At 64.1% G+C, this 25,697-nt stretch carries 21 protein-coding genes; 3 read left to right on the top strand and 18 right to left on the bottom strand.

The features are described 5' to 3' along the window. Together QZY44_RS24860 and folE are read right to left on the bottom strand one after the other, a co-directional pair. Window positions 1-997, bottom strand: a 997-nt coding sequence (locus QZY44_RS24860; protein WP_295454477.1) for an oligosaccharide flippase family protein, incomplete at its 3' end; no start/stop codon positions are given. Between the two features lie 126 nt (window positions 998-1,123). Next, complete coding sequence (folE, locus tag QZY44_RS24865; protein ID WP_295454480.1) at window positions 1,124-1,762, bottom strand: GTP cyclohydrolase I FolE; 639 nt, start codon at window positions 1,760-1,762, stop codon at window positions 1,124-1,126. A 326-nt stretch (window positions 1,763-2,088) separates the two neighbouring features. Here folE and QZY44_RS24870 point away from each other — a divergent pair, with 326 nt between their 5' ends. Together QZY44_RS24870 and QZY44_RS24875 are read left to right on the top strand one after the other, a co-directional pair. After that, complete coding sequence (locus QZY44_RS24870; RefSeq protein ID WP_295454482.1) at window positions 2,089-3,591, top strand: mannose-1-phosphate guanylyltransferase/mannose-6-phosphate isomerase; 1,503 nt, start codon at window positions 2,089-2,091, stop codon at window positions 3,589-3,591. 4 nt (window positions 3,592-3,595) lie between these two features. Next, entirely contained in the window at window positions 3,596-4,273 is a 678-nt protein-coding gene (locus QZY44_RS24875; protein WP_295454484.1) for a hypothetical protein, read from the top strand. Window positions 4,274-4,289: 16 nt separating this feature from the next. Here QZY44_RS24875 and QZY44_RS24880 read toward each other — a convergent pair whose 3' ends face one another. Together QZY44_RS24880 and QZY44_RS24885 are read right to left on the bottom strand one after the other, a co-directional pair. Continuing rightward, window positions 4,290-4,667: a hypothetical protein gene (locus tag QZY44_RS24880; protein WP_295454486.1), complete on the bottom strand. Its 378-nt coding sequence runs from the start codon at window positions 4,665-4,667 to the stop codon at window positions 4,290-4,292. Between the two features lie 89 nt (window positions 4,668-4,756). Continuing rightward, the gene (locus tag QZY44_RS24885) at window positions 4,757-5,146 is read right to left on the bottom strand and encodes a NifB/NifX family molybdenum-iron cluster-binding protein (protein WP_295454488.1); all 390 of its coding nucleotides are present in this window, start codon (window positions 5,144-5,146) and stop codon (window positions 4,757-4,759) included. 157 nt (window positions 5,147-5,303) lie between these two features. Between QZY44_RS24885 and QZY44_RS24890 the strand changes: the two genes are divergently transcribed. Then, on the top strand, window positions 5,304-5,456 hold the full coding sequence (locus QZY44_RS24890) for a hypothetical protein (protein WP_295454490.1): 153 nt from the start codon (window positions 5,304-5,306) through the stop codon (window positions 5,454-5,456). Between the two features lie 211 nt (window positions 5,457-5,667). Here QZY44_RS24890 and QZY44_RS24895 read toward each other — a convergent pair whose 3' ends face one another. From QZY44_RS24895 to QZY44_RS24960, 14 genes are all read right to left on the bottom strand, one after another. Next, window positions 5,668-5,853 (bottom strand): hypothetical protein, encoded by a 186-nt coding sequence (locus tag QZY44_RS24895; RefSeq protein ID WP_295454493.1) that lies wholly within the window; start codon window positions 5,851-5,853, stop codon window positions 5,668-5,670. A gap of 329 nt (window positions 5,854-6,182) precedes the next feature. Then, entirely contained in the window at window positions 6,183-7,244 is a 1,062-nt protein-coding gene (locus tag QZY44_RS24900) for a HAMP domain-containing sensor histidine kinase (protein ID WP_295454495.1), read from the bottom strand. A 3-nt stretch (window positions 7,245-7,247) separates the two neighbouring features. After that, on the bottom strand, window positions 7,248-7,715 hold the full coding sequence (locus QZY44_RS24905) for a response regulator (RefSeq protein WP_295454497.1): 468 nt from the start codon (window positions 7,713-7,715) through the stop codon (window positions 7,248-7,250). A gap of 29 nt (window positions 7,716-7,744) precedes the next feature. After that, complete coding sequence (locus QZY44_RS24910; RefSeq protein WP_295454500.1) at window positions 7,745-8,272, bottom strand: NADH-quinone oxidoreductase subunit B family protein; 528 nt, start codon at window positions 8,270-8,272, stop codon at window positions 7,745-7,747. A 9-nt stretch (window positions 8,273-8,281) separates the two neighbouring features. Then, on the bottom strand, window positions 8,282-8,818 hold the full coding sequence (locus tag QZY44_RS24915; protein ID WP_295454502.1) for a 4Fe-4S binding protein: 537 nt from the start codon (window positions 8,816-8,818) through the stop codon (window positions 8,282-8,284). Between the two features lie 24 nt (window positions 8,819-8,842). Continuing rightward, on the bottom strand, window positions 8,843-9,760 hold the full coding sequence (locus QZY44_RS24920) for a complex I subunit 1 family protein (protein WP_295454504.1): 918 nt from the start codon (window positions 9,758-9,760) through the stop codon (window positions 8,843-8,845). Between the two features lie 2 nt (window positions 9,761-9,762). Further along, entirely contained in the window at window positions 9,763-11,436 is a 1,674-nt protein-coding gene (locus QZY44_RS24925) for an NADH-quinone oxidoreductase subunit C (RefSeq protein WP_295454507.1), read from the bottom strand. Between the two features lie 43 nt (window positions 11,437-11,479). After that, window positions 11,480-13,360, bottom strand: coding sequence for a proton-conducting transporter membrane subunit (locus QZY44_RS24930; protein ID WP_295454509.1), 1,881 nt, complete (start codon window positions 13,358-13,360; stop codon window positions 11,480-11,482). Continuing rightward, window positions 13,361-13,972: a hydrogenase maturation protease gene (locus QZY44_RS24935; RefSeq protein WP_295454511.1), complete on the bottom strand. Its 612-nt coding sequence runs from the start codon at window positions 13,970-13,972 to the stop codon at window positions 13,361-13,363. Continuing rightward, window positions 13,969-14,841, bottom strand: a complete 873-nt coding sequence (locus tag QZY44_RS24940; RefSeq protein ID WP_295454514.1) for an FAD/NAD(P)-binding protein — start codon at window positions 14,839-14,841, stop codon at window positions 13,969-13,971. The genes QZY44_RS24935 and QZY44_RS24940 overlap by 4 nt, the downstream gene beginning before the upstream one ends. Before the next feature lie 9 nt (window positions 14,842-14,850). Further along, complete coding sequence (locus QZY44_RS24945) at window positions 14,851-15,906, bottom strand: 4Fe-4S dicluster domain-containing protein (RefSeq protein ID WP_295454517.1); 1,056 nt, start codon at window positions 15,904-15,906, stop codon at window positions 14,851-14,853. A gap of 23 nt (window positions 15,907-15,929) precedes the next feature. After that, a complete protein-coding gene (locus QZY44_RS24950; RefSeq protein ID WP_295454519.1) occupies window positions 15,930-17,837 on the bottom strand; it encodes a molybdopterin-dependent oxidoreductase in 1,908 nt (635 codons plus the stop codon). A 1,455-nt stretch (window positions 17,838-19,292) separates the two neighbouring features. Then, the gene (locus QZY44_RS24955) at window positions 19,293-24,875 is read right to left on the bottom strand and encodes a hypothetical protein (RefSeq protein WP_295454521.1); all 5,583 of its coding nucleotides are present in this window, start codon (window positions 24,873-24,875) and stop codon (window positions 19,293-19,295) included. Next, on the bottom strand, window positions 24,872-25,697 hold an 826-nt coding region (locus QZY44_RS24960; RefSeq protein ID WP_295454524.1), incomplete at its 5' end, for a hypothetical protein. The genes QZY44_RS24960 and QZY44_RS24955, both read right to left, overlap by 4 nt.

A 25,697-nucleotide genomic window follows, 5' to 3' on the forward strand; every position in this document is an offset into this window, starting at 1 on the left:
CCAGGAACAGCGTGACCAGCAGAAAGAGGAAGACACAGCAGATGACAAACCAATTCAGTACGGTGGCATAGGTGCGGCCGGCGTCCGCGCGTTTGGCGTGAGCGAAAAAAAAGGGCTCTCCGGCATAGCGGAAGGCCTGGATGAACAGCGTCATCAGAATCGAGAGCTTGTAGCAGGCGCTGTAGATGCCGAGTTGCGCCATGTTGGTCGCATCGTCGAACGGCAACAGATATTTGAGCGCCGCCCGGTCCAGCATCTCATTGACGATCCCCGCCAGGCCGATGACCACCATCGGTAGTGAATAGCGAATCAGGCGGCGGGCGAGTGCGCCATCGAACCCCCGCAGTCCGCCCCGGAACTGCGGTGCCAACATCAGGAGCTTGAGCCCGCTGGCCGCCAGGTTGGCGATGAACACATAGCCGACGCCGATAGCCGGGTCCCACAGCCGGCCCAGGAAGCTCGCGGGGTCGGTCTCGAAAGACGCCCGCAGTACGAGGATGAAGACCAGGTTGAGCCCCACATTGAGCGCGATCTCCAACACCTTGATGACCGCGAAGCGCAGCGCCTGGTCTTCCGCCCGCAGCCTGGCAAAGGCGATGGCGCCGATCGAGTCCAGGGCCAGGATGGCGGCGCACCACCAGATATATTCGCTGTGTTGTGGGTGGCGCAGGAGATCCGCCGCCGGTTGCCGCAGGAACCAGGCGAAGAGCACAAAACCGATGTTTGCCATCACCATAAAGCGCAGCGCGGTGGCATAGACCACCTTTGGTGCCTGCTCGCCACCGGCGCGGAAGCGGAAATAGCCGGTCTCCAGCCCGAAGGTGAGGAGCACCGCGAAGAAGCCCATGTAGGCATAGAACTCCGCAACCACCCCGTACTCCGGCGGAGCGAAGGTGTAGGTGAAGAGCGGCACCAGCAGATAGTTGAGAAAGCGCCCGAGGACGCTGCTGACCCCGTAGACGGCGGTCTGGGACGCGAGACGCTTAAGCGGGTTCAAGTCAGGGGATTCCAGGGGCGGCAGGTCGGGGGCTGCATTCTAGCGCAGTGGCGAGCGTCCGCGGGGCCGGGGCGAGGCGGGCAGGGCGTGCGCACCGGCACGTACCTGCGCACCACGCGCCTTACCTTAATTGCGGATAAAGGACATGAACTCGGCGCGGCTGAGTGGATCGGTCTCGAAAGACCCGCGCATGGCACTGGAGACGGTGGTGCTGCGCTGCTTCTGCACCCCGCGCATCATCATGCAGGTGTGGCTCGCCTCAATGACCACCGCCACCGCGTGGGCGCCCAGATGCTTGAACAGCGCATCGGCCACCTGATTGGTCAGCCGTTCCTGGACCTGGAGGCGCCGCGCGAAGCAGTCGACCACCCGCGCGACCTTGGACAGGCCAACGACCTTACCGTTGGGCAGATAACCGACGTGGGCGTGACCAAAAAAGGGCAGCATGTGATGCTCGCACATCGAATAGAACTCGATGCCGCGAACCACCACCATCTCCTTCACGTCTTCCGCAAACAGGGCCTTCTTGATGATCTCCTCGGGCGAGAGTTGATAACCGCTGGTCAGAAAGTCCATCGCCTTGGCCACCCGCAATGGGGTGCGGCGCAGACCCTCGCGGCCCGGGTCTTCCCCGATCGCCAGCAGCATGGAGCGCACCAAGGCCTCCTTGGGCGCGTCGTAGACCTCCTCCTCCGACTCCGCCTCGAAGGTCGCGGCGTAGCGGGCTTCGGCCAGGATCTTGGAGAGTTTAGGTTTTTCTGACATTCGGTGACTGCCTCCTGTGACGGTCTGTCGGTCGCGCCAGGTGCGACCGCTCGACTTGATTGGCCTAAGACAGTGGGGGTTGGTGGCGGAAAAAGGAACCTCTGGGGAGAAGAAACAGACCGCGGGGCGGCCACCCGGACAATTGGCACCTCAGGGCTTGCGCTGGGGTGCAATCTCCCGCGCGTCGCGGCCTGGGGGTCGCTCCGACGGGACCGTGCCGACACCGCCCGGCCTCGGCGCCATCTATCCGGGTTGACGCGATGCGACTGCGGTTGCTGTAATCGCATACCCAGTCATGCGGGCAACGGCCCAGGTAGATCGACACCATGCTCCTGCAACCAGTCATCCTCTCCGGCGGCTCCGGCACCCGTCTGTGGCCCCTGTCGCGGGAGGCCTATCCCAAGCAGTTTCTGCCCTTGACCAGTGAGCACACCATGCTCCAGGAGACGGTGCGGCGCCTGGACGGGCTGGACCAGGAGCACCCGCGGCGCGGCATCGGCCTGGTCGATCCGCTGGTGGTGTGCAACGAGGCGCACCGCTTTTTGGTCGCGGAGCAGTTCCGCCTGATGAGTCGAACCCCGGGGGCGATCATCCTGGAGCCCAAGGGGCGCAACACCGCCCCGGCACTCACGGTGGCGGCCCTGGCGGCGGTGCGCGACGGTGCGGACCCGGTGCTGCTGGTGATGCCGGCGGACCATCTGATCCGCAACGAGCCGGCCTTCCGGGCCGCGGTGGCCGATGGTTTCACCCTGGCTGAGCAGGGCGCGGTGGTCACCTTCGGGATCGTCCCCGACAAGCCGGAGGTGGGTTACGGCTACATTCGCCAAGGCGATGTCTTCCAGCCGCCCCAGCTGATCGAGGCGTTGGCGGGCACTGCCTACCGGCTCAATGCGTTCGTGGAAAAGCCCGACGTGGCGACCGCCGAACGCTATCTGGCCTCCGGGGAGTATCTGTGGAACAGCGGCCTTTTCGTCCTCAAGGCGTCACTCTGGCTGAGCCTGATCGAGCGCTTTCGCCCCGACATCGCCCAGGCCGCCGCGCACGCCTATGCGGAAGGCCACCTGTCCGGGCAGTTCTTTGGTCTCGCCTCTGCCGCGTTTGCCGCCTGTCCCAGCGATTCGATCGACTATGCGGTGATGGAGCACCTGACCGGCGAGGGGGCGGGCGAGGGTCCGCCGGCGGTCGTCATCCCGCTGGAGGTCGGCTGGTCGGACGTGGGCGCCTGGTCCACGCTGTGGGAGGTGAGCGATCAGGACGCCGCCGGCAATGTGCTGGATGGCGACGCCTTTGTCCATGACGCCAACAACAACCTGCTGATCGCCCGTCACCGCATGGTGGCCGTGGTAGGGGTGGACGACCTGATCGTCGTCGAGACTCCGGACGCCGTGCTGGTGGTGAAGAAGGACCGCGCCCAGGACGTGAAGGCCGTCACCCAATACCTGGAACACGCGGGGCGTCACGAGTTCCGCCACCACCAGCGTGTGCATCGCCCCTGGGGGGCCTACGAGTCGATCGGGCAGGGCGCGCGCTATCAGGTCAAGCGCCTGTCGGTGAAGCCCGGCGAGTCACTGTCACTGCAGATGCACCACCACCGCGCCGAACACTGGGTGGTGGTCTCCGGCACCGCCCGCGTAACCTGTGACGACAAGACCTTCCTGATCACCGAGAACCAGTCCACCTATATTCCGGTCGGCAGCACCCACCGGCTGGAGAATCCGGGGACCATCCCGCTGGAGATCATCGAGGTGCAGTCCGGCAGCTATCTGGGCGAGGACGACATCGTGCGCTTCGAGGATGTCTATGCGCGGAGCTCAAAGGACGCCGGCTGACCTCATGAACCTTGCCGCATTTCCACTGTTCCTCGTGCTGCTGTGCGGCGCCTGCTGGACGCTGGTCTATCTCGATGGCATCCGACTAGGATTGCGTGATCGCACCTATGCCATCCCGTTCTGGGCACTGGCGTTGAATTTCGCCTGGGAGCTGTTGCATTCCGTACTCGGCTATCAGCAGATGGGGCCGGTACTTCAGGTGTGGATCAATGCCGTCTGGTTCCTGTTTGACTGCGGTATTCTCTATACCTATTTCCGCTATGGCAGGCAATGGTTCCCGCAGCACCTGCGGCCCTGTTGGTTCATGCTCTGGAGCCTGCTGGGTCTGGGCGTCGCCTTTGTCATCCAGCACGCCTTCATTGCTGAATTCGGGCGCAGCGTCGGCGGCGCGTATGGCGCCTTCCTGCAAAACTTGCTGATGTCGATGCTCTTTATCGGCATGCTGGTCGAGCGCGGCGGCAGCGCCGGCCAAAGCATGACGATTGCGGTGAGCAAATGGGTGGGTACCCTGGCGCCGACGATTCTGTTCGGTGTACTGGGCGGGGAGGGCTTCAACGGTCCCAACCGATTCATCCTCGTGATCGGACTTCTGTGCTCGCTGTTCGATCTGATCTATATCGCGATTTTGGCCCAGACCAAAGCGCGCGAGCGGCGCGGCGAGGCCGTCGCCGTGATGTTCTGATGACGCCGCGATGCCGCTAGTGCTTGGAAAAAAGATCCCGCAACCGGCACACCAGCACGCTGGGGTCGAAGGTCGGGTCGGGCAGGACCTCGCCCTTGAGCACCGCGGCCAGTGCTCGACCGGCGTTCGGCTCGCCGGTCAGCAGCACGTCGACGGCCCGCTTGCCCATCCGGCGGCGAAAGCCTTCCCCCGCGCTGCCGGCGACCATGACCGCAACCCCGTCCAGCGGGTGGGGGCCATCGCCTTCCCAGTGATGAAAGACCTGCGCCTTTTCGAGTTCGATCCGCAGCGGCTCGGGTGCGGGGGCCTCGCTGTCATACAGCAGCCAGTGACGGGCCTGGCCGGCATGGCCGGCGACGCGGGTAAAGTCTTTGGTGGCGATGGCGATTTTCATGGGTCAGTCGGGCGCCGGTGTCCGGCATTGAGGGTTTGCGGGAAGTCCTGTGAGCATAGCAATATCGCCGGCAGAGGGATAGCCGCCCATCATCGGCTGGGCCGTTGGTCGCGATTGGCGCCGAACCACTCGCTGATCGATGGCTCAATAGCCTCGAAAGGATAGCTGTCGACCGGCTCGATCCCCGCACCGGTAAGCTTGGCGCGGGGGCCATCGCCAAGGCGGGCCACGAAGACCGCGGCGCAATCCGCAAGCGCACGCAGTATCAGGTCCCATTTGTCCTCAGCGCCGAAGCCCCCTTGGCAATAGTGCTCCACGGTGCGGACACCGACCAAACGGGCCCCGGCGGGACCGACGGCATAGACCGGGAAGGCCTGCGCGTGACCAAAGTGCTGGCTGATGGCCCCATCGCCCTTCGTCGCAACGGCCACCAGGACCTCATCGTGGCCGCAATCAAGGTTATAAGGGGCATCTGGCATCGTTTTCTACACTCATGCAAACCGTTGTTCTTAGTCAGTGACACGACTACCCAGACTCTTCGCGGACGGTACCACCCGTCGCAAGACCATATAGCAGCAGCGTATCCGCTACGACAAGGCGCTGAAGAACGAGCACGGCCGCATCGAATTCGTCGGCATGTCCGTCTACAAGCAGGAAGCGGCCCGCACGGTGTCGATGGAGAACATCTTCATCCCACTCTCCGTGGTCGCGGAAGGGGCGGACGAGGAAGACCGCGCCGTCGCCCGCCGCGACCCGCAGGGTCTGCTTGCTCGCGGGGGTACCATGTGATCCTGGGCGACCCCGGCTCCGGCAAGACGACCTTGCTGCGTTTTCTCGCTCTGGCGGGCCGTTCCGATGCACTCCAGCGGCGCTAAGGCCACCGGCCGGATGGCGAGGCGTTCCAGTACCACGAGGACGAGCGGCTGCCGATCCCGATCACCCTGCGCCGCTATGCCGACGCACTGAAGAAGGACGACAACCTCTCCCTCTTGAACTCTACCTATGCGATAGCTATTTTCGGATCTTTATTCCCGATAATCTGGAAAGTAAACATCTCCAGGGTGGTGACGTCGATCTCGAACAGGAGTGTGGCGACCAGGTGCTGACGCAAGAAATGGCAGGCAATCGCCAACCACCTGGAGTTTTCACGAACACAGCGGTCCTGAGGTGTGGCGAGTTCATCCATGACAGTGAAGATTAATGCGTCATTTGGTGCAGGGCAAGTGGAAAAACAGGGGGCTCGGGATGAGGTGAATGGTGCCCGGTGGTCACGCATCCGTGGGAAATCCGACCCTAATGTAGCAACCGCACAGGCCTAACCCATCACGCTTAGCTGTCTGGCTTGTGGTTGAGCGACCCCCAGAAGCATACTGGCGCCATCGACCCCGTGCCGGTGTGCTTCAGGCCCCAACAGTTCCTCCTGTCGGCCGCGGCCCGGACCCGAGGGTCGGTCAAGAACAGCGATGGCAGCGCGGTCACCGTAGCCGCGAAACGTACGATGCAACGGGCCGGTTTTTATCGCGCTCGGTTCAGGAACACCCTGAACTCGGCGTACTTGCCTGCTTGCGACTGCACCACGATCGTCCCGCCAAACAATTCGACGATCCGGCGGCAGAGATAAAGGCCGAGGCCGGAACCCTTGATGCCTTCGCTGCCCGGCAGCCGCAGCCGGCCGAAACGTTGGAACAGCCGTCCCAGGTCGGCCGCGGGGATGCCGATGCCCTCGTTGCGGACCGACAACAGGGCCTGCCGGCCGGCCTGCTCGATCCTGATCTGTATTTCAGTATCCCGGTGACCGTATTTGATGGCGTTGTTGATCAGGTTCTTGACCACGATGCGCAAGAGCCCCCGATGACCGGTGACCCGCAACGGTTCGGGGGCGTGCAGGGTGAGGCGCATGCCTGTGCGGTTGTCGCGGTACTCGGGGCGCCCGAGGATCGGCGCGACGACCTCGGTCACGAGTTCAACGGCCTCTGCGACGACGGCAATCGGCTTGTTTTCAAGCTCGTACATGTGGCCGACGCAGTTGATGGTGTCCTGAAGATAGCCGCTGTTGCGCTCGATGCTCTCGATCGCCGTTTGCTGGGACGGCGACAGCGCACCGTAATACCCCTTGTGCAGCGTTTCCGCCGTCGTCCGCAGGCTGGCCAGCGGGCTTCTGAACTCGTGCGCCAGCACCGCCGCCTCGTCGAGGTGCGGCCGCTCCCCGACGTTGGCGGCGGTGCTGAAGACCATCTCCAGGGCGATCCGGAATTGTTTGTCGGTGACCGGCTGGCGCAACCACAGACAACTGGCGGGGCGACACGGTTCGCGTTGTGCCCCGCTTGCCGGTGTCAGGGAAAAGAGCAGCAGGCAGGGGGCGGGGCCGGGCGCGCCCGCCAGATCCAGTCCCTCCAGCCCGGGCGCCATGGAACTGGCGATGACGCCATCGATCCCCGGGTGGCCGAGACGCCAGAGCAGCTCCTGGCAGGTGAGCACGGACTCGCACACGCAGCCCTCCTCCTGCAGGATCGTTGCGTAACGCTGGCGGATGCTCAGGTCGTGATCAAGCAGCAGGAGGTGAGTCGGGTCGGCCATGCATCAACTTTCCGAATCAGACTGCCGCGTTGCCGCCACCGCCAGCCGGGCTGGCAATAGCACTGGGACCTCCGAGTGCAATTCCTTGAGCCGAGCCAGCAGGACCTCAATCTGCACCGGCTTGGTCAGCATCGCATGGGTCGGCGGCAGAAAGCTTGCCTGCTCGTTGAGCGAGAAGCGGAAGTTGGTGGCCTGATTGATCGCGGTGAGGAAGATGACCGGCGTGTCCTTGATCTCCTTATAGCGCGAGGCCTCGCGCTCACTGCGCAACTGGTACACGAATTCGAATCCCGAGGTATCCTTTTCCATCATTACATCGAGAATGATGGCATCCGGGCGGTAGGCCAGTGCTGCGCGCAGGCCCGCGGCCGCGGAATGGGCCTGCTGTACCTGATAGCCATGCGCGGTGAGGACCGCCTCCAGGTCACGCAGGAGGTCCGTGTCATCGTCAACGAGCAATATTTTTTGCACTCTATGGGACTCCGGGTCGCGGGTGGCCGCTACTTCAGCAGCTCGTAAATGACATTGCGCTTTTCCCAGGCCTCGTTGCGCTCGTACATGTCGATCGGGAACTCCACCTGCTTGAGTTCAATCGGGGCGGCCTCCTTCTCGACCATGCCGAGCGCGAGTGCCACCCCGAACAGGATCGCCTCGGGGCGCGAGGGGCCCCCGGGGATGTAATAATTGACCGGCAGTACCTTATCGACCCCACCGGTGACGTTATAGCTGTCGAACCAGGCGCCGCCGCCGCTGGCGCAGGAGCCGATGGCAAAGACCAACTTGGGGGACGGGATGGCCTCATAGGCCCGCTTCACCAGCGGCAGCGTCGGGCGGGTGACGGCACCTGAAATCAGCATCGCGTCCGCATGACGTGGGGATGCGACCAGCTTGATCCCGAAGCGCTCCACATCGTAATAGGGCGTCAGGATATTGAGGATCTCGATATCACAGCCGTTGCAGGCGCCGGTATTGCAGTGATAGACCCAGACCGACCGCTTGAACATTCGTTTGCACAGGTTCTTCAGCATGTTCAACTCCTAGCGGCTTGGCCTTTGATGGTGTTCGGTGGCGGCCAACGCCTCTGGCGAGAAGGTGTCCGTCGTCTGCCGGATCAGTGCACGGCTCTCCAGGTTATCATAGCGGAAGCCCCGCAATTCCATCCGGTCGATCACATTGGTCTTTTCCATCTCGTAGCAGCGGCCGCAGCGCTGGCAGGTCAGCATGAAGAGCTCCATGCGGGTGGTGATATCGTTCTTGTCGTCACAGGCGGTCTGGAAGTTGTTGCTCATCGTGATGGCGTCTTCCGGACAGACGTCGGCACAGCGCCCGCAGTAGGTGCAGCGCGAGCCGTCATAGAGCATGACGCGCAACTCCTGGCAGACATCGCGGGTCAGGATGCAGCGCGCCGGGCAATGGTTGGCGCACCCGCCACAGCCCAGGCACTTGTGATGGTCCCAGACGGGTTGACCACGGAAGGCCGCGGGCGCGGGTGCCGGCTGCCCCGGGTAATCGAGCGTGACGATCCCGGGCTTCATGACCATCAGGATCTGTTTGATTTTACTGGTTAGCCACATGTGATTGGTCTCTGTCCCGGAGCATCAGCCAAAGAGGGCGCCGGCGACGGCGCCCAGTGCCAGCACGAACAGGCCGGCAAAATAGTTGAGCGCCTGGTCGATGCGAAAGCGCGGATGGGTGGCCGCGAGCAGTCCGATGAGCAGGAACACCACCGCGGTCAGGAGCATCTGTGCGATCAGGTCGACCCCCAATAGCCCGGAATGCAGGACCGGGACGAAGACGGCGATCAGCAGATAGGCATAGAACATCTGCTTGATCATCATGTAGTACTTGAACAGGGCATAATTGGGGCCGCTGTACTCGATGAAGGGGCCGCCCAGGATCTCCTGCTCGGCCTCGGCGATGTCGAATGGCTGGCGCCCGACGAAGGCCTGTAAGGCGAAGAGCGCGACCACGATCATGACCAGGCCCGCCCAGCCGTAATGACCCGCCGGGGTACCGTAGAGCACCGTCGTGAGATCCAGACTGCCGGTCTTCAGCACCCCCAGCAGCAGGATCATGAAAAGGATGGGCTCGACCATGATCATGGTCGTCATCTCACGGCTGGCGCCGATCAGGGCAAAGATGTTCTTACCCGAAAAGGCGCCGACCAGTACCGCGACGCCACCCAGGGTGAGCAGGCAGATCACGGACAGGGTGTCGGCGTAAGGCGTGAGCGCGGTCGCCCGGCCGGCGACCGGCAGGATGGCCACCACGCACAGGATGGACGCCAGCGCCACCAGCGGTGCCAGGCGGAACGGCAGTATGCCGGTGGCATCGATGTTTTCCTTACCGAGCAGTTTCAGTACATCGTAGAGCGGCTGCCACAGCGGCGGCCCCTGACGGCTCTGCACCCGCGCCGCCACGCGCCGCACGATACCCTCGAAGAGCGGCGCCACGATCAGGAACAGCAGCAGGTTGGTACCGACCAGCAGCCAGGCGTATTCGGTCGTCGGATTCATGGTCAGCCCCTTTGCAGTTGTTCGCGCGACATAAAATCGAGTTCGCGCTTGGTCATCGAACGGGCCTTCCCCGACGCCATGTCGATCACTGCCACCCGGTCGGTGCAGGAGAAACAGGGGTCGATGCTGCCCATGATGATGGGGAAGTCGCCGAACTGTTCATTGAGCAGCATCAGCGGCACGGCCTGCAGGTTGGTATAGGTCGGCGCCCGCACCCGCCAGCGGTCCGGACGGTTGTCCTCGCCGGTGATGACATAGTGAGTCGACTCTCCGCGCGGCGCCTCCACCGTGGTGATGGCGTGGCGCAGGGCCGGGATCTTGTCCTTTAATTCGACAAAGATCGGACCGGCCGGCAGCTTGTCCAGCACCTGGTGGATGATCCGGATCGCCTCATAGGTCTCCAGTACCCGCACGACGAGGGTCGACCAGACGTCGCAATCGGTGAGCACCGGGACGTCGAATTTCATGTCGTTGTAGGCGGCGTAAGGATGGTCGCGACGGGCGTCGATATCAACCCCGCGCGCCCGCGCCACCGGGCCGATCAGCCCCCAGGCGATGGCGTCCTCCTTGGTGATGGTGCCCACGCCCTTGGTGCGTTTGTGGATCGAGCTATCCTTTTCGATCGCCCGATGGATGACCCGCAACTCCTTCTCGATGTTGGTCACGACGCGGCGGATGTCCTCAGCGATCTCCGGGGTGATGTCCCGGCGCACGCCGCCGATCAGGACCATGCCATAGGTCTTGCGGTTGCCGGTGAGGCGCTCGCACAGCCACATCAATTGCTCCCGCACCCGCCAGGCCTGCATGAAGACGGTGTCGAAGCCGATCAGGTGACCGGCGACCCCCAACCACAGCAGGTGCGAATGGATCCGCTCGATCTCCAGCATCAGCGTGCGGATGTATTCGGCGCGCCGCGGGATCTTGATGCCGCCGGCCGATTCCACCGCCTGTGAGAAGGCCGTGGCGTGCACCGAACCGCAGATGCCGCAGATGCGCTCGGCGATGAACGGCACCTCGTTATAACTGACCTGGGTCTGGCAGAGCTTTTCGATCCCGCGATGGGTCATGAAGCCGCGATAGTCACAGCCCTTGATGGTCTCGCCATCGACATAGACGGCGAAGTGCTCGGGCTCGTGCAGGCTCGGATGGAAGGGGCCGATGGGGACGATCTTGGTCCCGGGCGGTGCCTCGTCGAGCTGATAGGCGACGTCCTCCGCACCCGGCGGCACCAGGTCGTACGGCACCTCCTTGCGCAGCGGGTAGATGCCCGCGGGCCAGTCGTCGGAGAGCACCAGCCGCTTGGGCTTGGGGTGGTTGGTGAACTGCATGCCCAGCATGTCCATGAATTCACGCTCGGACCAGCCGGCGGACGGCAGGTCGGGCGTGATCGACTCCATCACCGGGTCGATCGCAGGCGCCTTGGTGCGGACACAGATGAAGTGGTCGTTGTGGTCCATCGAAAAGGTATGGACCATGCCGAGGGTGCCATCCCGGGCGATGTTGTCGTAGCCGACCCCGCACATATAACGGCCGCCGGCCTCGGTGACGATGCGCACCGCCCGGCGGATGGCCTCGCGCTTCACGTCGATGAAGATGGTCCGCTGGTCGGTCTTTTCGACGCAGACGACTTCATCGCGCAGCTGCGCGGCCAGTTGTGCCTCAAGCTCTTTTCTCATCTTAAGTCCTTTGTGTCTCCGTGTGAGAACTGCTGTTTGTAGGTCAAACCTTTGAGGCGCGGGGCACATTGCCGCCGGTCCACCACATGAAGTTCTTGAAGGCCGCGAAGATGTGACTGCTCGTATAGCTGTTGGCGCTGTTGAGCGTCTGGTAACCACAGAGCCAAACCGGTGCCTGGCGCTGTTCGGCCCCACCGGCGCGCCGCAGCCAGGCGGCGAAGAGGCCGGCGACGGTGAGCATGGCGAGCAGCGCCAGCGGCATGACGAAGGCGACCGGCTGTCCACCGAGCGTGAGGCCGACACCGGCCCAGGAGTGCGTGAGCGAGGCCTGGGTCGCCGGATCGGCAAACAGCGCCTGCACCAATGACCCTTCCGAATGTGCGAAGACCCGGACGAACAGTTCGATGAAGAACCCGGGAAAGAACCCCTGGACCAGACAGATCGCCGCGATCAGTGCCATGGGCAACAGCATGACGAGTCCGACCTCGCGCACACCGCCCTTGTGGCTCCATTCAACACCGGCGGAGGTGAAGATCATGCCGTAGAACTTTACGGTCAGGGCGAGCGTAATGGTGCTGGTCATCAGTGCGATGACGCCGAACAGTACAATGACCCCGGCGCTCTTGCCGCCGAGCAGACCACTGGCGATGATGGCCCATTTGCTCGCGAAGCCGCTGAAGGCGGGAATGCCGGCAATACTGACACAGGCGATGGCGGCGACCAGTGCCGTGATCGGCATCAGCTTGAGCAGACCACCCAGTTGGTCCAGATCCTTGGTGCCGGTGGCGTACTGGACGCTGCCGGTACTCAGAAACAGCAGTCCTTTGAAGAGCGCATGATTGGTGGTGTGGTACAGCACGCCGATCAGCGCCAGCACGGCCAGCGATTGCAGCAGCGGATTGCCGCTCAGCACGAACCAATGGGCGGTGCCGATGGCAAGCAGGACATAGCCCATCTGGCCGATCGACGAGTAGGCGAGCAGGCGCTTGGCATCGTTCTGCTTGAGCGCCTGCACCGTTCCGATGAATAGCGTGACCACGCCAAAGCCGGCGAGGATCAGGCCGAGATGGCGGGCCTCAAGGTGCTGGGCAGGCTCCGGGACCATCCAGAACAGGGTGCGGACGATGCCATAGACGCCGGTCTTGATCATCACACCGGACAGCAGGGCGCTGATGGGGGAGGGCGCGGATGAGTGTGCATCTGGCAGCCAGAGCTGGCCGAGCGGGAACATGCCGACCTTCATGCCGAAGCCGAACAGCAGCAGGCCATAGCTCAGGGTGCGCAAGCCGGTGTCGGCACTGCCGAGACCCTCGGCGAGCGCATGTAGCGGCGTGCCCAGACCAGCATGCGGGATCAACGCCGCGGCGGCAATGATGGCCACCCAGGCCAGTTCCATCAGCAACAGATACTTGTTGGCGCTGCGGGTGATGGCCTGGTCGTGGTGATCGAAGCGGATCAGGAAGAAGGAGGCGACGGTCATCATCTGCCAGGCGATGGTGAAACCGGTGCTGAGATCATCCACCGTGACGATGCCGGCCATGCCTGCAATGAAGACCGGGAAACTGCGCAGGAAGTCGGCCAGACCATAGTGGCGGTAGTGTTCCATCTCCATGTAGCCGATGCAGTAGAAGGCGGTCAGGGTGGACATCAGGGCGATGAGCCCGAGAAAGACCGCCGAGAAGCCGTCGATCAGGAAGGGGATGGCGAGTGCCCCCACTTTCAGGACGAAGGGTTCAGCCGGTGCGCCACCGCTCAGCACCGCGATGCTGACCAATGCGAATAGGACCCCAGCCGCCAGACAGAAGGCGAAATTCAGGCTACCGGCGAGCGTGCGCTTGGCGGCGAAGAGCGGGGTGATGAACGCCGCGGCCAGGAGCAGCAGGAGCCCGGCGAACAAACCATCATAGATCGTGAAAACCATCATTTAGAACTCTTTGCTGTGCGCGCTGACCAGGTCGGCGTTGATCATCGGTGCCGCGGAATTCGGGGCGCAGAGCGCCTGACACAGGCGTGACACCGCTGGAGCGGTGTCACGAGGGCGCTGGATGGAACCCGTTGCTGTGCGTCTGATCAGGTCGATGACCGCTTCAGCGCTGGTCAGAATGTCCGGGCTGACCGCTGTCCCGTAATCCGTATCGGCAGCGACGATACCGAGCAGCCAGACTGCCTTGCCGTGGTGCCGCAACACACTGGCGGTCGTGGACAAGGCGAGTTTGTGCGTCGAATAGCCGCCGCCGGCCGCTTCCAGGTCCTCCAGCCGGCCCAGCACCACTGAGCCGGGTTCAGCGCCATGGCCCTGCACGGCATCGATGATCAAGACGTTGCGCACGGCGCTGTCGGCGATGCTGAAGCAATAATTCTCGATGACATCCTCGGCATTGATCACGGTGTGGCGCGCGGCGGCGGCCATCTCTGGTACGAGACGCTCGACGATCAGCGCACCGACGGCATCGTCATTGCGCAAGGGGTTGCCGACGCCGACGATGCAGGTCGGCTGCGCAAGGATTTGCCGCAATTCCTGGACAAGCGCGGTCATATGACCTCGCCCAGCGTCTTGATCTGGTGATAGGTATAGACCGGTCCGTCGGTGCAAACCAGCGTCCGGCCGATGGCGCAGTGCTGGCACTTGCCGATACCGCATTTCATCTGCCGCTCCAGGGTGGAGATGATGTCGTCCTCGCTCATGCCGCGCTTGAGCAGTTGGGCGATGACGGCGTTGAACATGACCGGCGGCCCGCACACGAAGGCCACGGTGTCCTCGACCGGGACCTGGGCCTTTTCGATCAGATTGGGCACGTAGCCCACCTGACCCTGCCAGCCGGGTTCGGGGCGGTCGATGGTGATGAATGATTCAAAACCGTCGATTTTCTTCCATTCCTCGATGTCGGGCTGGTAGAGCAGGTCGCCCGCGCTGCGGGCCCCATAGAGCAGGATGATCCGCCCGAAGTCCTCGCGATGCTGCAGTGCATGCACAATGGAACTGCGCAGCGGAATCAGGCCGATGCCGCCGGCCACGTAGACGATGTTCTTGCCCTTGATGGCCTCGAACGGGAAGCCGTTGCCGAAGGGGCCACGCACGCCCAGCTTATCGCCGGGGCGCAGGGCGTGTAGTGCATGGGTCACCTTGCCGACGCAGCGCACCGTGATGTGCAAGCGGTCATTTTCCGGGCTGGGCGGCAGCGAGACGGCGAACTCGCCGGCCCCGAAGACCGTGCACATGATGAACTGGCCCGACTTGATCCGGAATTGCTGCGCGACCTCCGCCTCGAGAAAGGACAGATAGAAGGTCTTGACCTCCGGCGCCTCGTCCTTGATCGCGTCGATGGTGACGACTTGCGGAAAGGTGACGATTGGACAAAGACCGGTCTCGCGGCACGCCTCGGGATGATGATGTGGATGGGTCATGGGCGTGGACTATTGCGTGGTTTCGCGACGGATGTATTGGACGACATTCGGCAGGCCGATATCGCCGGGGCAGACCGCCTGACAGCGACCGCAGCCGACGCAGCCGGGTCGCAGATATTTCTTCGATTGGGTATAGGAGAGCTTGCAGAAGAAGCGCTTGTTGCGGCGGTCCTCCACCGGCGCGCGCGGATTGTGGTCGCCGGCCATGCGGGTGTAGCCCGAGAAGGAGCAGGAGTCGCGGGTGCGCAGGCGCTCGCAGTCCTCTCCACAGACCGTGACGTCCTCGATGTTGAAGCAACTGCACGACGGGCAGACAAAGGAGCAGGCCCCGCATTCAAAGCACTGCTCGCCGATGTGCTCCCAGACCTCGTGTTTGACGAAGCCGGTGGTGATCCGATTCATGGCGCGCGAGATCCAGGCCTTGTTGTCCTTGGCCAACTCCGGGAAGAGCGAGATCGAACGGTCGACCACCGCCGTCTTCTCGGCCAAGCGCCCGCGCTCGGCCGTCTTCCAACCGTGGGCCTTGGCCAGCGCCTGGCCCTTGTCACTGCCCACCTGCACCAGATAGCCGTCGGCGAGCCGGGTCAGATCCAGATCGAAGCCCTCATCGGCCGCCGGCCCCGTGTGGGTGCACACGCAGAAGCACTGGTCCCAGGGCTGGGTGCAGGTATTGGTGATGAGGAGACTCTGCCGGCGATGCGCCAGATAGACGTCATCGACGAACTCCTGCCCGAGGAAAAAGCGGTCCAGACACGCGATGCCGGCCAGATCGCAGGGACGCAGACCGAAGAGTACCTTGGGCCTTTCGCCATACAGCTTTTCCAGGGTGACGCTTTGCGCCTGGCTGTCATAGCTGTACTTGAGGATGCGCTCCATCTGCGGGAACAGGATCTCCTTGACCGGCATGGACGGAATGGCCGCGTCGAGATCGAGTCGATCGGTATCCTCCAGCAGATCGAAAAAAACCTGTCCGGTCTGGGCATGCACCTGAGGTCCATAGACCGCGTGCGTTTGCTGCAATTCCCGCGCGAGGTCGTTGATCTCTTGCGTCGTCAATAAATACATGGCAATAGGCTCGAGCGTTCCGCTCACTTTTCTTCGATCCGAACCGGGATGATGCTCTCTTCACCGGCGGAAAAGGCGTGGTCATACCGGATCAGGAAATCCGAGATCATGTTCTTGATGAAATAGGGGATGTAGGCCGTCCCGTGTTGCACATTCGGTGACACCTTGACCGCGATCCGCATACTGGTACCGGTGCTGGAGGTGAGCTGCACCATCCATTTGTCCCTGACCTTGAGCTTCTGGGCGTCCTGCGGGCAGATCTCGACATAGCCGTGCGGATAGAGCAGCAGGGTCTGGTCGTATTCGCGGCGCGGAATCAGTGTCTTGCGCATCAGGTTGTTCTGGTGCCAGAAATGCCGGCCCTTGCCGACCATCAGTGCGAAGGGGAATTCCTCGCAGGTCGGCGACTTCGGGTAATCGATCTGGACCTCGTGGAACCGCATCTTGCCGGCCGTCGGGAAGGCGGTGTGGTCCCAGTGCAAGCCGAACCCCTTGGCCAGCCGATGGTGCGTGAGGTCGTGGTAGGCCGGGATGCTGTCGGCAATCGCCAGAAAGACCTCGGAGGCGCCGCGCCAGCCCCAGTCCGGTTGCCCGGCCTGTGCGGCGATGGCCTGGAAGAGTTGCCAGCCCGGCAGGCCGTCGCCGGGGGTGTCGGTGTTCTTGCGGGTCAACTGCACGCGCCGGTCGGCGCAGGTGTAGGTGCCGTCGGACTCGTTGTAGGCGGTCAGCGGCAGGATCACGTCGGCCAGTTCCATGAATGGATTGCGGAACGCCCCGCAATAGACGACGAAATCCAGCGCCGCGATGCGCTCGCGGTCGCGGATGATGCCGTCGTCGTGATCCACGACGAACAGCGCGCGCAGCGGGGACTCGGGCGCGGCCAGGGCACCGAACACGCTGTGCCCCATTTCGCCCGACAGCCCCATGTCGAAGCTCCCCTGCAGGTTGCTGATGCCGGCCACCGGGATCAGCGCCGAATGCGCCTCGTCCATCCGGTCGGTGAGCACGGCCAGATTGCAGATGGCCTCGATGGTGCGCTTGTCGAGTCCGGAGATCCCGGACGGGAAGAGGATGACCACCGAGCGCGCCGCGTCCAGGATCTGCGCCTCCTCCTCGATCTCCTCGTAGCGGATGCCGCTGGCGGCCTCCAAGGCCACCGAAGAAATGGTGCGCAACGCATTCACATACTGGGTGTAGTTCGGCAGCCGGTCGATATCGGCATGGCGCACGTGATTGACCGTGCGCAGGGCGTGCAGGGCCTTGGCCAGGGCGTTCAGCACCAGTGCCTTGGTGCCCGGGTTCTGCTGGAAATGCTTGGTCGAGAGCTTCGCCATCTGGGTGCTGGAGCTGCTCAGGCTCACCACCCGCGCGCCGCGGCGCTGCGCGGCATGCAGGTTGCCGCCGATGACCGGGTTCTGGCGGGCGATGTCGGTCCCGACGATGAGGATGTAATCGGCCTGGTCGATCCGCGTCAGGTCGCCGACCGCGCCGGGGTCGCCGAAGGCGTGGCGGAGCGCATCCATGCTGTTGCGGTGTCCGGCCTCGGCCCCGACGCCCAGCAGATGGGTGTTGAAGACCTCGCGGGCCAGCCGCTTGAGCGCAAAGCCGTCCTCGTTGGATGAGCGCGCGGACGCCAGCAGGCCGACCGCGTCGGCCGCACCGTTGAACTCGCCCAGACGCCGCACCACCAGCGCAATCGCCTCCTCGAGGCTTGCCTCCCGCAACTGGCCGTTCTCGCGGATCAGCGGTGTGGTGATCCGCTCATTGGTGTTGAGCAGCTCGTTGGCATGCCAGCCGCGGACACAGAGTTTGCCCTTGCTGACCGGGTGGTTGACGATCGGGGCGACGCCCAGGACCCGTTTGCCGTCGGTCTTGAGAAATTGTCCGCAACCGGTACCACAGAAATTGCACACGCACGCCTGGTAGTTCATAGATCGCCACGAGCCTTTCGTGTCATGGGGCAAAAGCCTGGAAGGAAGGCGGGGGATCGCGCCCCCGCCCTCCAGGTGGATTTGGTTAATTTCGGTAAGCTCAACAGGCCACTGGAGGTCGAGGCTTTAGCCGGTCAGGCCTTCAGAGCCGATTGATTTTCCTTGAGTCTGTCGGGGGCCGCCACCGGCTGACGCCTCGACCTCCGGTTGGGGACGCAGCACCGCTGGCCGGGACGATGACCAAGGCCTGTTTACGGCCCCGCGGTGCGATCGGGAAACGGGACTACCGGCGGGCAACCGTCACGGTCACGCATGAGGGCGCCACTCCGTTTGCTGCACTGCACAAAAACGGCATTCTGACCGTCTTTGCCGCCGATGGCAAGACCTAGTTCTTCGATCAATTTTTGCGTCAGATAGTCTTTTTTCCACGGTCCGACCCTTGGAAGATAGCCTGAACGACCTTGGTCGCCGTTTTTCCCACAAGGGCAAGAAGGCCGCCCCTTCGATCCCTACGACCGCTGCCGCCCCCGCTTGATGGGGCCGGCCGGACTTGATCCGAGCGCTGTACGTCGCAGCGACGCGTGGCAGCCGCGGTCGGATGATCCTGTTTGGAACGCTAAGCGACCGATGTCCGCGATGAAATGATCCAGCGTGGACATCGGTCGCTGGCATTGCGAGATAGGCCGACGATGTCAAAACACACAACGACGCGCGCCGCAGATAGGGCGATGCATGTCTGGACACTAACGGAGATGTCCCGAGACAGGACGATGCATGCCTGGACATCAACGGAGAGCTTCGGAGATAGGCAATATATGTTTGGCAATACGCCAGAGCGCTTCGGAGATAGGGCAACCTATGTTTGGCGATACGCCAGAGAGCGTCGGAGATAGGGCAACATATGTTTGGAGATACGCCAGAGAGCTTCAGAGATAGGGCAATATATGTTTGGAGATACGACAGAGAGTTTCAGAGATAGAACGATGCATGTCTGAAGATACACCATAGAGTGCCGGAGATAAGGCGATCAATGTTGAGACATACAATGACGGTTCCTGGACACTCAGCGTCGGGTGCCGGAAAGTCATTGATATATGTAAAAAGATACAATGCCGGGTGCCGGAAAGTCGTTGATATATGCAAAAAGATACGATGCCGGGTGCCGGAAGATCATTGATATATGTAAAAAGATACGATGCCGGGTGCCGGAAGATCATTGGGATATGTGGAAAGATACAACGCCGAGTGTCCGGAAGTCATCGGGATATGCACCAAGCTATAATGCCGGGTGCCCAAGATAGGAGAACCTATCTCCGGCATACCATGTCGGGTGCTGGAAATAGGGCGATCTATCTCAATCCGTTGCGCTAAAAGTCGCGCCGGGAGCGCGCTCCACTTCGCCCTCCCCTTTTGGGGGAGGGCGGGGTGGGGTAACGGCCAAGGCGCCCGCCTCTTTCATCTTTCGAGCGCCATGGCCGTTACCGCCGTCTTCGTTGCCCCACCGTGTTGGGTCGCGCGGGGCCGGCAGCGCACCTTGATGGCGCCCTTGCAGAATGCCTCATCTGTCGCCTTGCTCGACCACACAAAGGCCTCGCCCGGGCGCAGGTGGGCCATCTTCTCCGGCGTCAGACCGCCCAGTGCGGCGTTGGCCTTCTGGATGTGCTTGAGCCATGCCGGCGAGTTGAACTTGTGCAGGATGATCTGGGTCGAGAGTTCGATGAGCTGAACCGGCACCGACGGCGGGTCCTGACTCGCCACCATGATGCTGGTGCCCTTATGCCGCATCTCGCGGACGACCGCGACGAGACCGGCCACCAGGTCAGGGCTCTCGATGTACTTGTGGGCCTCGTCGAACACCACGAGTTTGTTGAATTTGCGGCCTTCGAAGGTGACCTCGGCAAAGAGCTGGAGCAACACCACGAACAGCCCGAGTGCCTGGTCCTTCTCCATGAACTCGTCGCGCAGATCGACGATCACGAGCCGGCCAGGGCGGATGACCTCGCCCAGATGGGTGTTGTCGTCGATGAATTCCGCGGCGAGATCCAGCCGGCCGCGTGCCAGCTCCTTGATATGGTCCGGCATATGAGAATCGTCGATGCCTTGGCGCAGCCCGGCGAGCGTCAAGTCGTCCCGGAGCTGCTTCATGATCCGGTTGAGTTGGCGAATGTAGGTGGCCTGGTTGCCCACCGCCCCCATCAGGAAGCGCCAGTGGCTGGCTTGGAGCTCGGCGGCGGCGAACTGGAGCGGGCGGACCTCGATGCCGGGGTATTCGGCTCGTCGTTCCTCGAGCTTGTCGGCCGGGACCAGCAGCAAGACATCGCAGAGCGCCCGCGGCTGCGCTCCGTAACGCTCGCGCAGCAGCGCGACCTGCGCCGCGTCGGTGTTCGCGGCGACCATCGAGGTGAACTCCGGCGCATAGTCCATGGTCGGGCTGTAGTGGAAGATGACGGTCGCGAGCGGCTGCGGCAGACGATTGATGCCCTCGATCGGCAGCGACGCCATCTCAGCCACTGTCCCCAGGGTGTAGCTCTTGCCGCCGCCCTGGACGCCGAAGAGACTGATGGTATGGGTATGGTTGAGATCGAGTGCCACGGTCCGACCTAAGGCCTCGCCAAGGATGCCATATTGCGGCGAAGCGCCGGTGACGCCAAGCATCACGTCATAGGCCGGCCCACCGCCCTGCGCGGCCTCGCCCGGGGTTTGGGCAACCGGGGCCGGCGGATGCGCCTGGGGGGTGGCGGCCGACTGGCCACTCGCGGGCGTAGACGGTGGTACCGGCCGTTCGGCTATGGACGGCTCCGCTGGCACAGACTGAGGTGCCGGCGGCTCCACGACGAGTACGTCCGGTTCACTCACGGCCGGTATCTCGAGAACGGCGGGAACGGTGACCGCGGGACTGCTGTCGTCCTCCCGTCGGGACGTGCTGAACGCCTCCCATGACACCGTTCGCTCGCGACTCGGGCCAAGGAAAGCGGCGGCCGTGAGCGCTGGGATGCTCGGTGTACGAGCGCGGCGCCGGTCAAGCCGCGCGTGGCTGCGCTGTGCTGCCGTCGCCTCGGGCGGGAGTACCTGCACAGAGGCGGACTGTTCTTCGGGAGGCGGCGCAGCCGCCTCGATGAGCTCGCGGATCAGATTGGAACCGACCCGATGGAACTCGATGCCTTGCTCGTGATCCACCGCGGTCCCTTCCTTCTCGAAGTCGAACACGAGCGCGCTGCGGGTGAAGGCCAGGCGATAGCCGTCCTCGAGTGTGCGAAGCAGGAACCGCGCCTCCTCGGCGGCCGGCTCATCCATGATCCCGTAGCGCACGCCGCGCTCCAGATAGAACTCCAGCAACGCCACCAACTCGCGTGTCTTGATCAGCCGATCGGCCCGATCGGCCGTGGCGCGGTGCGGGTCGAAGTGCAGCCCCAGCACGGCCTCACTCTGGGCGATCTGGGCGGCAATCCGATCTTTGAGGGCCGCATAGGCGGCGAGGTCGCCCACCGCGGTATAGCATTTCACTTCCACGAGCCGACAGGTGATGGTCCGGTCCGCCGCGTTCAGGTCGAACAGGCCGAGATCGGAGCGCTTGAAGCTCAACTCGTTCCCGAGTTCATCCGCCACTTGCTTGAGCGAGTGATACAGCTCCAGATGGGCGTCGAGCGGGACCGCAATCTGGCTCTGGAATGCCCCCTGATGTTCCAGGTAGAGCCGTGAGAGTGCGAGCCCGAGGGCCTCCGCCCGCTGCGCCGGCGCCGAGATGAGCTTCAGCGCGAGTCGGCCCGACAACGAGCGGAGCTGATCGAGGACCGCCACCGCGTGACGCCCCTCGGACGCGAGGCCATAGTCCGCCAGCACGGGGACCAGCATTGCCTCGAGCTCGGCGACCGAGCGCGAGGTGATCGTGAGCCGGTGGCCAAGCGAGGCGCCGACAGCGCCGGAGTGGTCGATCAGATAATCGGGCCGATCGCGGCGGCCGCCATGGTCGAAGAACTCGATGCCCATATTGCGGTCGAGGGTCAGGACCCAGTCGCTGACCTCGTGGACCTGGTGCAAGAGTGCCCGCTCGGCCGCATCCAGCGTGAGGGCGATGACGGGACGCAGGCCAAGGCCCCCCTGACCGGTGGCCACCGCGCAGATCGCATTGGAGAGTACCGCGGGGAGCGATGAAAGCAGGTCCGTCAATTCCTCGCAGCCGCCCAAGGGCCGGGCGTTGCCATGGCGCGGTGTCCGTCGCCAGGCGATGGTCGTGTCGTCCTCCTGGTACTCGACGTGATAGTCCTGCAGGAGCCCATGCACCGGGGCGGCCGACTCCCGGAGCGACGCCGTGGTCGCGCCCACCTCCCCGGCGGGAAAGAGATCGAACAGGAACGACAGATGCGCGGCAAAGCGGTCCGGTTCCGCGCGGAAGTCCGCCGTACCGCGTACACTGAGTGCGAGCTTGGGATGAAGATGGTCGCCGCTGGGCGTGGCGAACGCATCGGCCTGCGGCCCCGTCAGACTGCCGGACGGCGCGAGCAACTCGGCCAGTCCCTCGCCGACCCCGGGGGCCTGCGCATCCGGGACAAACAGGCGCAGGTCATACCGGATATCAGCGAAGACCCCCTGGCGCTGCAGCGCGAGCAGCATCTCCGCGAGCACGCCGGCGCGGCCCGGATTGAAGGCATTGATGGTCAGCGTGCTGATATAGGGATGTTGGATGAGATAGCGCTGCACCCGCGTGGCCAGGAACTCACCATCGATGACGGCGCCACCGATGCCGGGCTCGGGAAGTGCGAAGGCAGCGCAGACCTCACCGAGCAGACCGCGCGGATCGGGTTCATGGGCCGGCGCATAGAGCGTCCAATGTGGCGAGAGGTTGTCGATGGGGGTCATGAGCCGACCACCGACCGACGGCCCACCGGGCGTCGCCAACACCGGCGGATAGCCCACCGGCACGAGTTGGCGTAGCAGGGCGTCGCGGGTGGCACTCACGAACTCACTGGGGCCGTTGCGCGCACCGGCGAGCCACTGCGCGCCCGTCTGCGCCCACGCGGCGAACCAGAGGACACGCAAGGGGTGTGTTGGGGACACGAGCGCAGCCTCGCGCCCCCGCCCACGGTGATCGATGACCGCGATCGTCACCGTGTCGAGGGTCAGCAGGTGCCACAGGTCGCCGAGCGCTGTTTGCCGCTGCGCGCTGTCGCCGGCCTCGGCCCGCCGCAGCAGTGCCGCGATCAGGCGCTGGTAGGCATCGGCATAGGCCACGGCCAGCGGGCGCAGGGTCAGAAAATCCGCGCCTTGGGTCACGAGCTCGGCGACCCCGGCGCGGATGGCGCCAAACCAGTCTTGGCGTGCGGCGAGGAACTCCCGGCATTCCTCCATGGCGGGCCAGCGGGCCTCTTCGACGGTGGGCTGGTCTGGCTGCCCCATCCGCACGCAGACGCGCCAGCCCATGGGCCCGGTCGGTGCCGCCAGGATCGCCTGCTCGATCCCCTTGAGCACGCGGGAGATGGGAATATGGACAGTCCCGTCCCGCCCGAACCCGATCTCCAGCATTTCGCAGCCGGCTGACTGTCCGGGCCGCCGCTGCGCCCAGCGCGCGCCTTGCGGTGCGATGCTGCCGGGGTCGCGCCCGTCCGCGACGGCGCTGAACTGCAAACGCAGGCGCGCGTGTTCGAGGCTCAGGTCGTTCTGCACCGCGCGCTGCGGCGGCGGGGGCGGTTCGTCCAGTTCGGTGACGACATAGAAGAGGTCGCTTTCATTGGAACGCGGCACGGCCGCATCCTCGTCGTCCAGCGCCCAGGGCAGCGGATGGCCGGTCTCATCCACCAGCGGGATGAGATCGCCATCCTCGGTCTGGGCCAGGATACGCACGAAGTGCCATCCCTCTTCCCAGTCGACCTTGTGGATGTTGTTGATGTCGATCGTCGCCGTGAGACGGTTTGCCGACCAGGGCTTGCGGCTGCGCACCAGCCCAACCGGTCCGGTCTCTTTGGAGATCACCTGGGCCACGAACTTCGCCAGCCCTTGGACCCGGCCTGGGTGTGGGTCCACCTGGAAGCCGACATTGAACTTTCTCAAGCCGCCCTTGCCGACGACCAGCACCTTCTCGTCGGCCTTGAGCGCCTGGAGCTTCGCCTCGCCGGGCCCGTCACCGACCAGCGGCAGGTCAGCGCAGACGTTGCCGATGAAGACCGACTCATGGTCGTCTTTGCTCTCCTCGAACTCCCATTGGTGGAAGGCGAACTTCCAGCAGGCGCGATCGAGCACGATGCGCCGCGTCCACTCGCGGGGGTCCTCAACGCCGGCATCGACCAGGAACTCGCCGAGCTGCGCCTGGAAGGCCCCCTTCTTCAGCCCAAGCCCGAGCACCCGGCCGCGTTCGGAGCGCGCAGACCAGGTCAGCGCCCGTACGCTGTCGCGGTTGCGTGCGATCCGCGCCGGTGCCTTGGTGGCGTCGTTGAACAGCTCGAAGTCGGGGATCAAGGCCAGCTCGAACAGCCCGGCACCGATGGCATCCGGGTCGCCACCGTTCAACTTGGCACTCAACAGGAACCGCACAATCGCCAACGGATCGGCGAATGGCCATGCCGCCTCGCCCTCGAGTCGTCGCAGGCCCTCGGCCAGGGCCCCACGGACCGCCCCCGGCAAATCCTCCAGTAGTCGGACCCGCAGCCGCGCGTAGACATCGCCCACCGGCACGTCCTCGAAGGTGGCGACGCCGAAGCTGTCCTCGGCGGCGGCGCGCAAGTCATTGGGGATGAACACGAGCAGCTGTTGACGCAGGGTCCCGTCCGGCAGCGGGTTGCGCAGTTCCACGAGCTTGGTGGAGGTGACAGTCAACAGGGGCGGCGTGGTGCTATGTCCGTTGCCCAGGATGACCACCGTCGCCTCGGGCACCTCGGCGCGCAGCCGCCCGCACAGCCGCACCATGAGGTCGCGGTCCAGGTCGGTGAGCCGCATGCAATGGCCGCGGCCCCGCGCGCGCAGACGCTCGGCGAGCCGCGGGAACAGCTCGGTTTCAAGCTCAGCGGCGAGGTCGTGCGGCTGTATGGTGCGGAGTCCCTGGCTCATGGCGTCCCCTCGTGGCCGCCCGGCGGCGGGTCGATCCGATAGCGCGGCGTGACCGTCTGGGAGACATAGGCGTCCGACAGGTCGCGATAAAAACCCACTTCGCGCAGGCGGGCGGTGAAGGCCGAGGTGTTCTGGCGCAGGGCCGCGCGGTCCTCGATGCTCGGCGCCCCGAAGCCATCGCCGCGCGGCAGGCGGTCGATGTGCAGCCCATAGCGCTCGCGCAGCCAGGTGAGCAGGGCTTCGATGCGCAGCTCCCCGGTATAGAAGGCCCCGGTGGGCGTATCCTGGCGGAGCACGGCGAGCTGGAGCAGCACCTCGATGAGCCGGCTGTCGAAGATGAACCGCCGCGGCGCGCCCTTGCTGCGGCCCTGTGCGATCAGCGCACCGGGACGGTTCTTCATCAACAGCGAGTCGATGCATTGGATGAGGTAGGTGCGGTGGTACTTTCCGCGCAGCGCCACCAGCATCTCCACATAGGTGTCGAATTCAGTGAGCTTCAGATCCAGCACGGCCCGCAGCTCGGGGTCGATATCCGTCTGCGTATTCCCCGCGGAGTCCTGCACCAGCGCATAGATCCGTGCGCCAAAGAACCTGGCGCGCTCGTCCTTATGCAACGGCTCCAGTAACTGCAGCACCTCGCCCGGGTCCAGCTCCTCGCCCTTGCGCCGATGCAGCTTGCCGGTCTTGGCGAGCGAATCGCCAAACTCATCGAGCTTCTTGAAGGTGTAATAGGCCTTGATGAAGGAGGGGATGCGCCGGTAGTGGATGTCCGCGCTGCCGATGGCCAGCCGCGCCATGGCGGTGTCCGGCTGGCCCGCCACG

Source organism: uncultured Thiodictyon sp., from assembly GCA_903837595.1.
Classification (GTDB): Bacteria; Pseudomonadota; Gammaproteobacteria; order Chromatiales; family Chromatiaceae; genus Thiodictyon.

Bases quoted from the DNA above. Each gene is read 5' to 3' on its own strand.
- folE (WP_295454480.1), bottom strand. From the start codon at position 1,762: ATGTCAGAAAAACCTAAACTCTCCAAGATCCTGGCCGAAGCCCGCTAC.
- QZY44_RS24870 (WP_295454482.1), top strand. From the start codon at position 2,089: ATGCTCCTGCAACCAGTCATCCTCTCCGGCGGCTCCGGCACCCGTCTG.
- QZY44_RS24875 (WP_295454484.1), top strand. From the start codon at position 3,596: ATGAACCTTGCCGCATTTCCACTGTTCCTCGTGCTGCTGTGCGGCGCC.
- QZY44_RS24880 (WP_295454486.1), bottom strand. From the start codon at position 4,667: ATGAAAATCGCCATCGCCACCAAAGACTTTACCCGCGTCGCCGGCCAT.
- QZY44_RS24885 (WP_295454488.1), bottom strand. From the start codon at position 5,146: ATGCCAGATGCCCCTTATAACCTTGATTGCGGCCACGATGAGGTCCTG.
- QZY44_RS24890 (WP_295454490.1), top strand. From the start codon at position 5,304: ATGTCCGTCTACAAGCAGGAAGCGGCCCGCACGGTGTCGATGGAGAAC.
- QZY44_RS24895 (WP_295454493.1), bottom strand. From the start codon at position 5,853: ATGGATGAACTCGCCACACCTCAGGACCGCTGTGTTCGTGAAAACTCC.
- QZY44_RS24900 (WP_295454495.1), bottom strand. From the start codon at position 7,244: ATGGCCGACCCGACTCACCTCCTGCTGCTTGATCACGACCTGAGCATC.
- QZY44_RS24910 (WP_295454500.1), bottom strand. From the start codon at position 8,272: ATGCTGAAGAACCTGTGCAAACGAATGTTCAAGCGGTCGGTCTGGGTC.
- QZY44_RS24915 (WP_295454502.1), bottom strand. From the start codon at position 8,818: ATGTGGCTAACCAGTAAAATCAAACAGATCCTGATGGTCATGAAGCCC.
- QZY44_RS24920 (WP_295454504.1), bottom strand. From the start codon at position 9,760: ATGAATCCGACGACCGAATACGCCTGGCTGCTGGTCGGTACCAACCTG.
- QZY44_RS24925 (WP_295454507.1), bottom strand. From the start codon at position 11,436: ATGAGAAAAGAGCTTGAGGCACAACTGGCCGCGCAGCTGCGCGATGAA.
- QZY44_RS24930 (WP_295454509.1), bottom strand. From the start codon at position 13,360: ATGATGGTTTTCACGATCTATGATGGTTTGTTCGCCGGGCTCCTGCTG.
- QZY44_RS24935 (WP_295454511.1), bottom strand. From the start codon at position 13,972: ATGACCGCGCTTGTCCAGGAATTGCGGCAAATCCTTGCGCAGCCGACC.
- QZY44_RS24940 (WP_295454514.1), bottom strand. From the start codon at position 14,841: ATGACCCATCCACATCATCATCCCGAGGCGTGCCGCGAGACCGGTCTT.
- QZY44_RS24945 (WP_295454517.1), bottom strand. From the start codon at position 15,906: ATGTATTTATTGACGACGCAAGAGATCAACGACCTCGCGCGGGAATTG.
- QZY44_RS24950 (WP_295454519.1), bottom strand. From the start codon at position 17,837: ATGAACTACCAGGCGTGCGTGTGCAATTTCTGTGGTACCGGTTGCGGA.
- QZY44_RS24955 (WP_295454521.1), bottom strand. From the start codon at position 24,875: ATGAGCCAGGGACTCCGCACCATACAGCCGCACGACCTCGCCGCTGAG.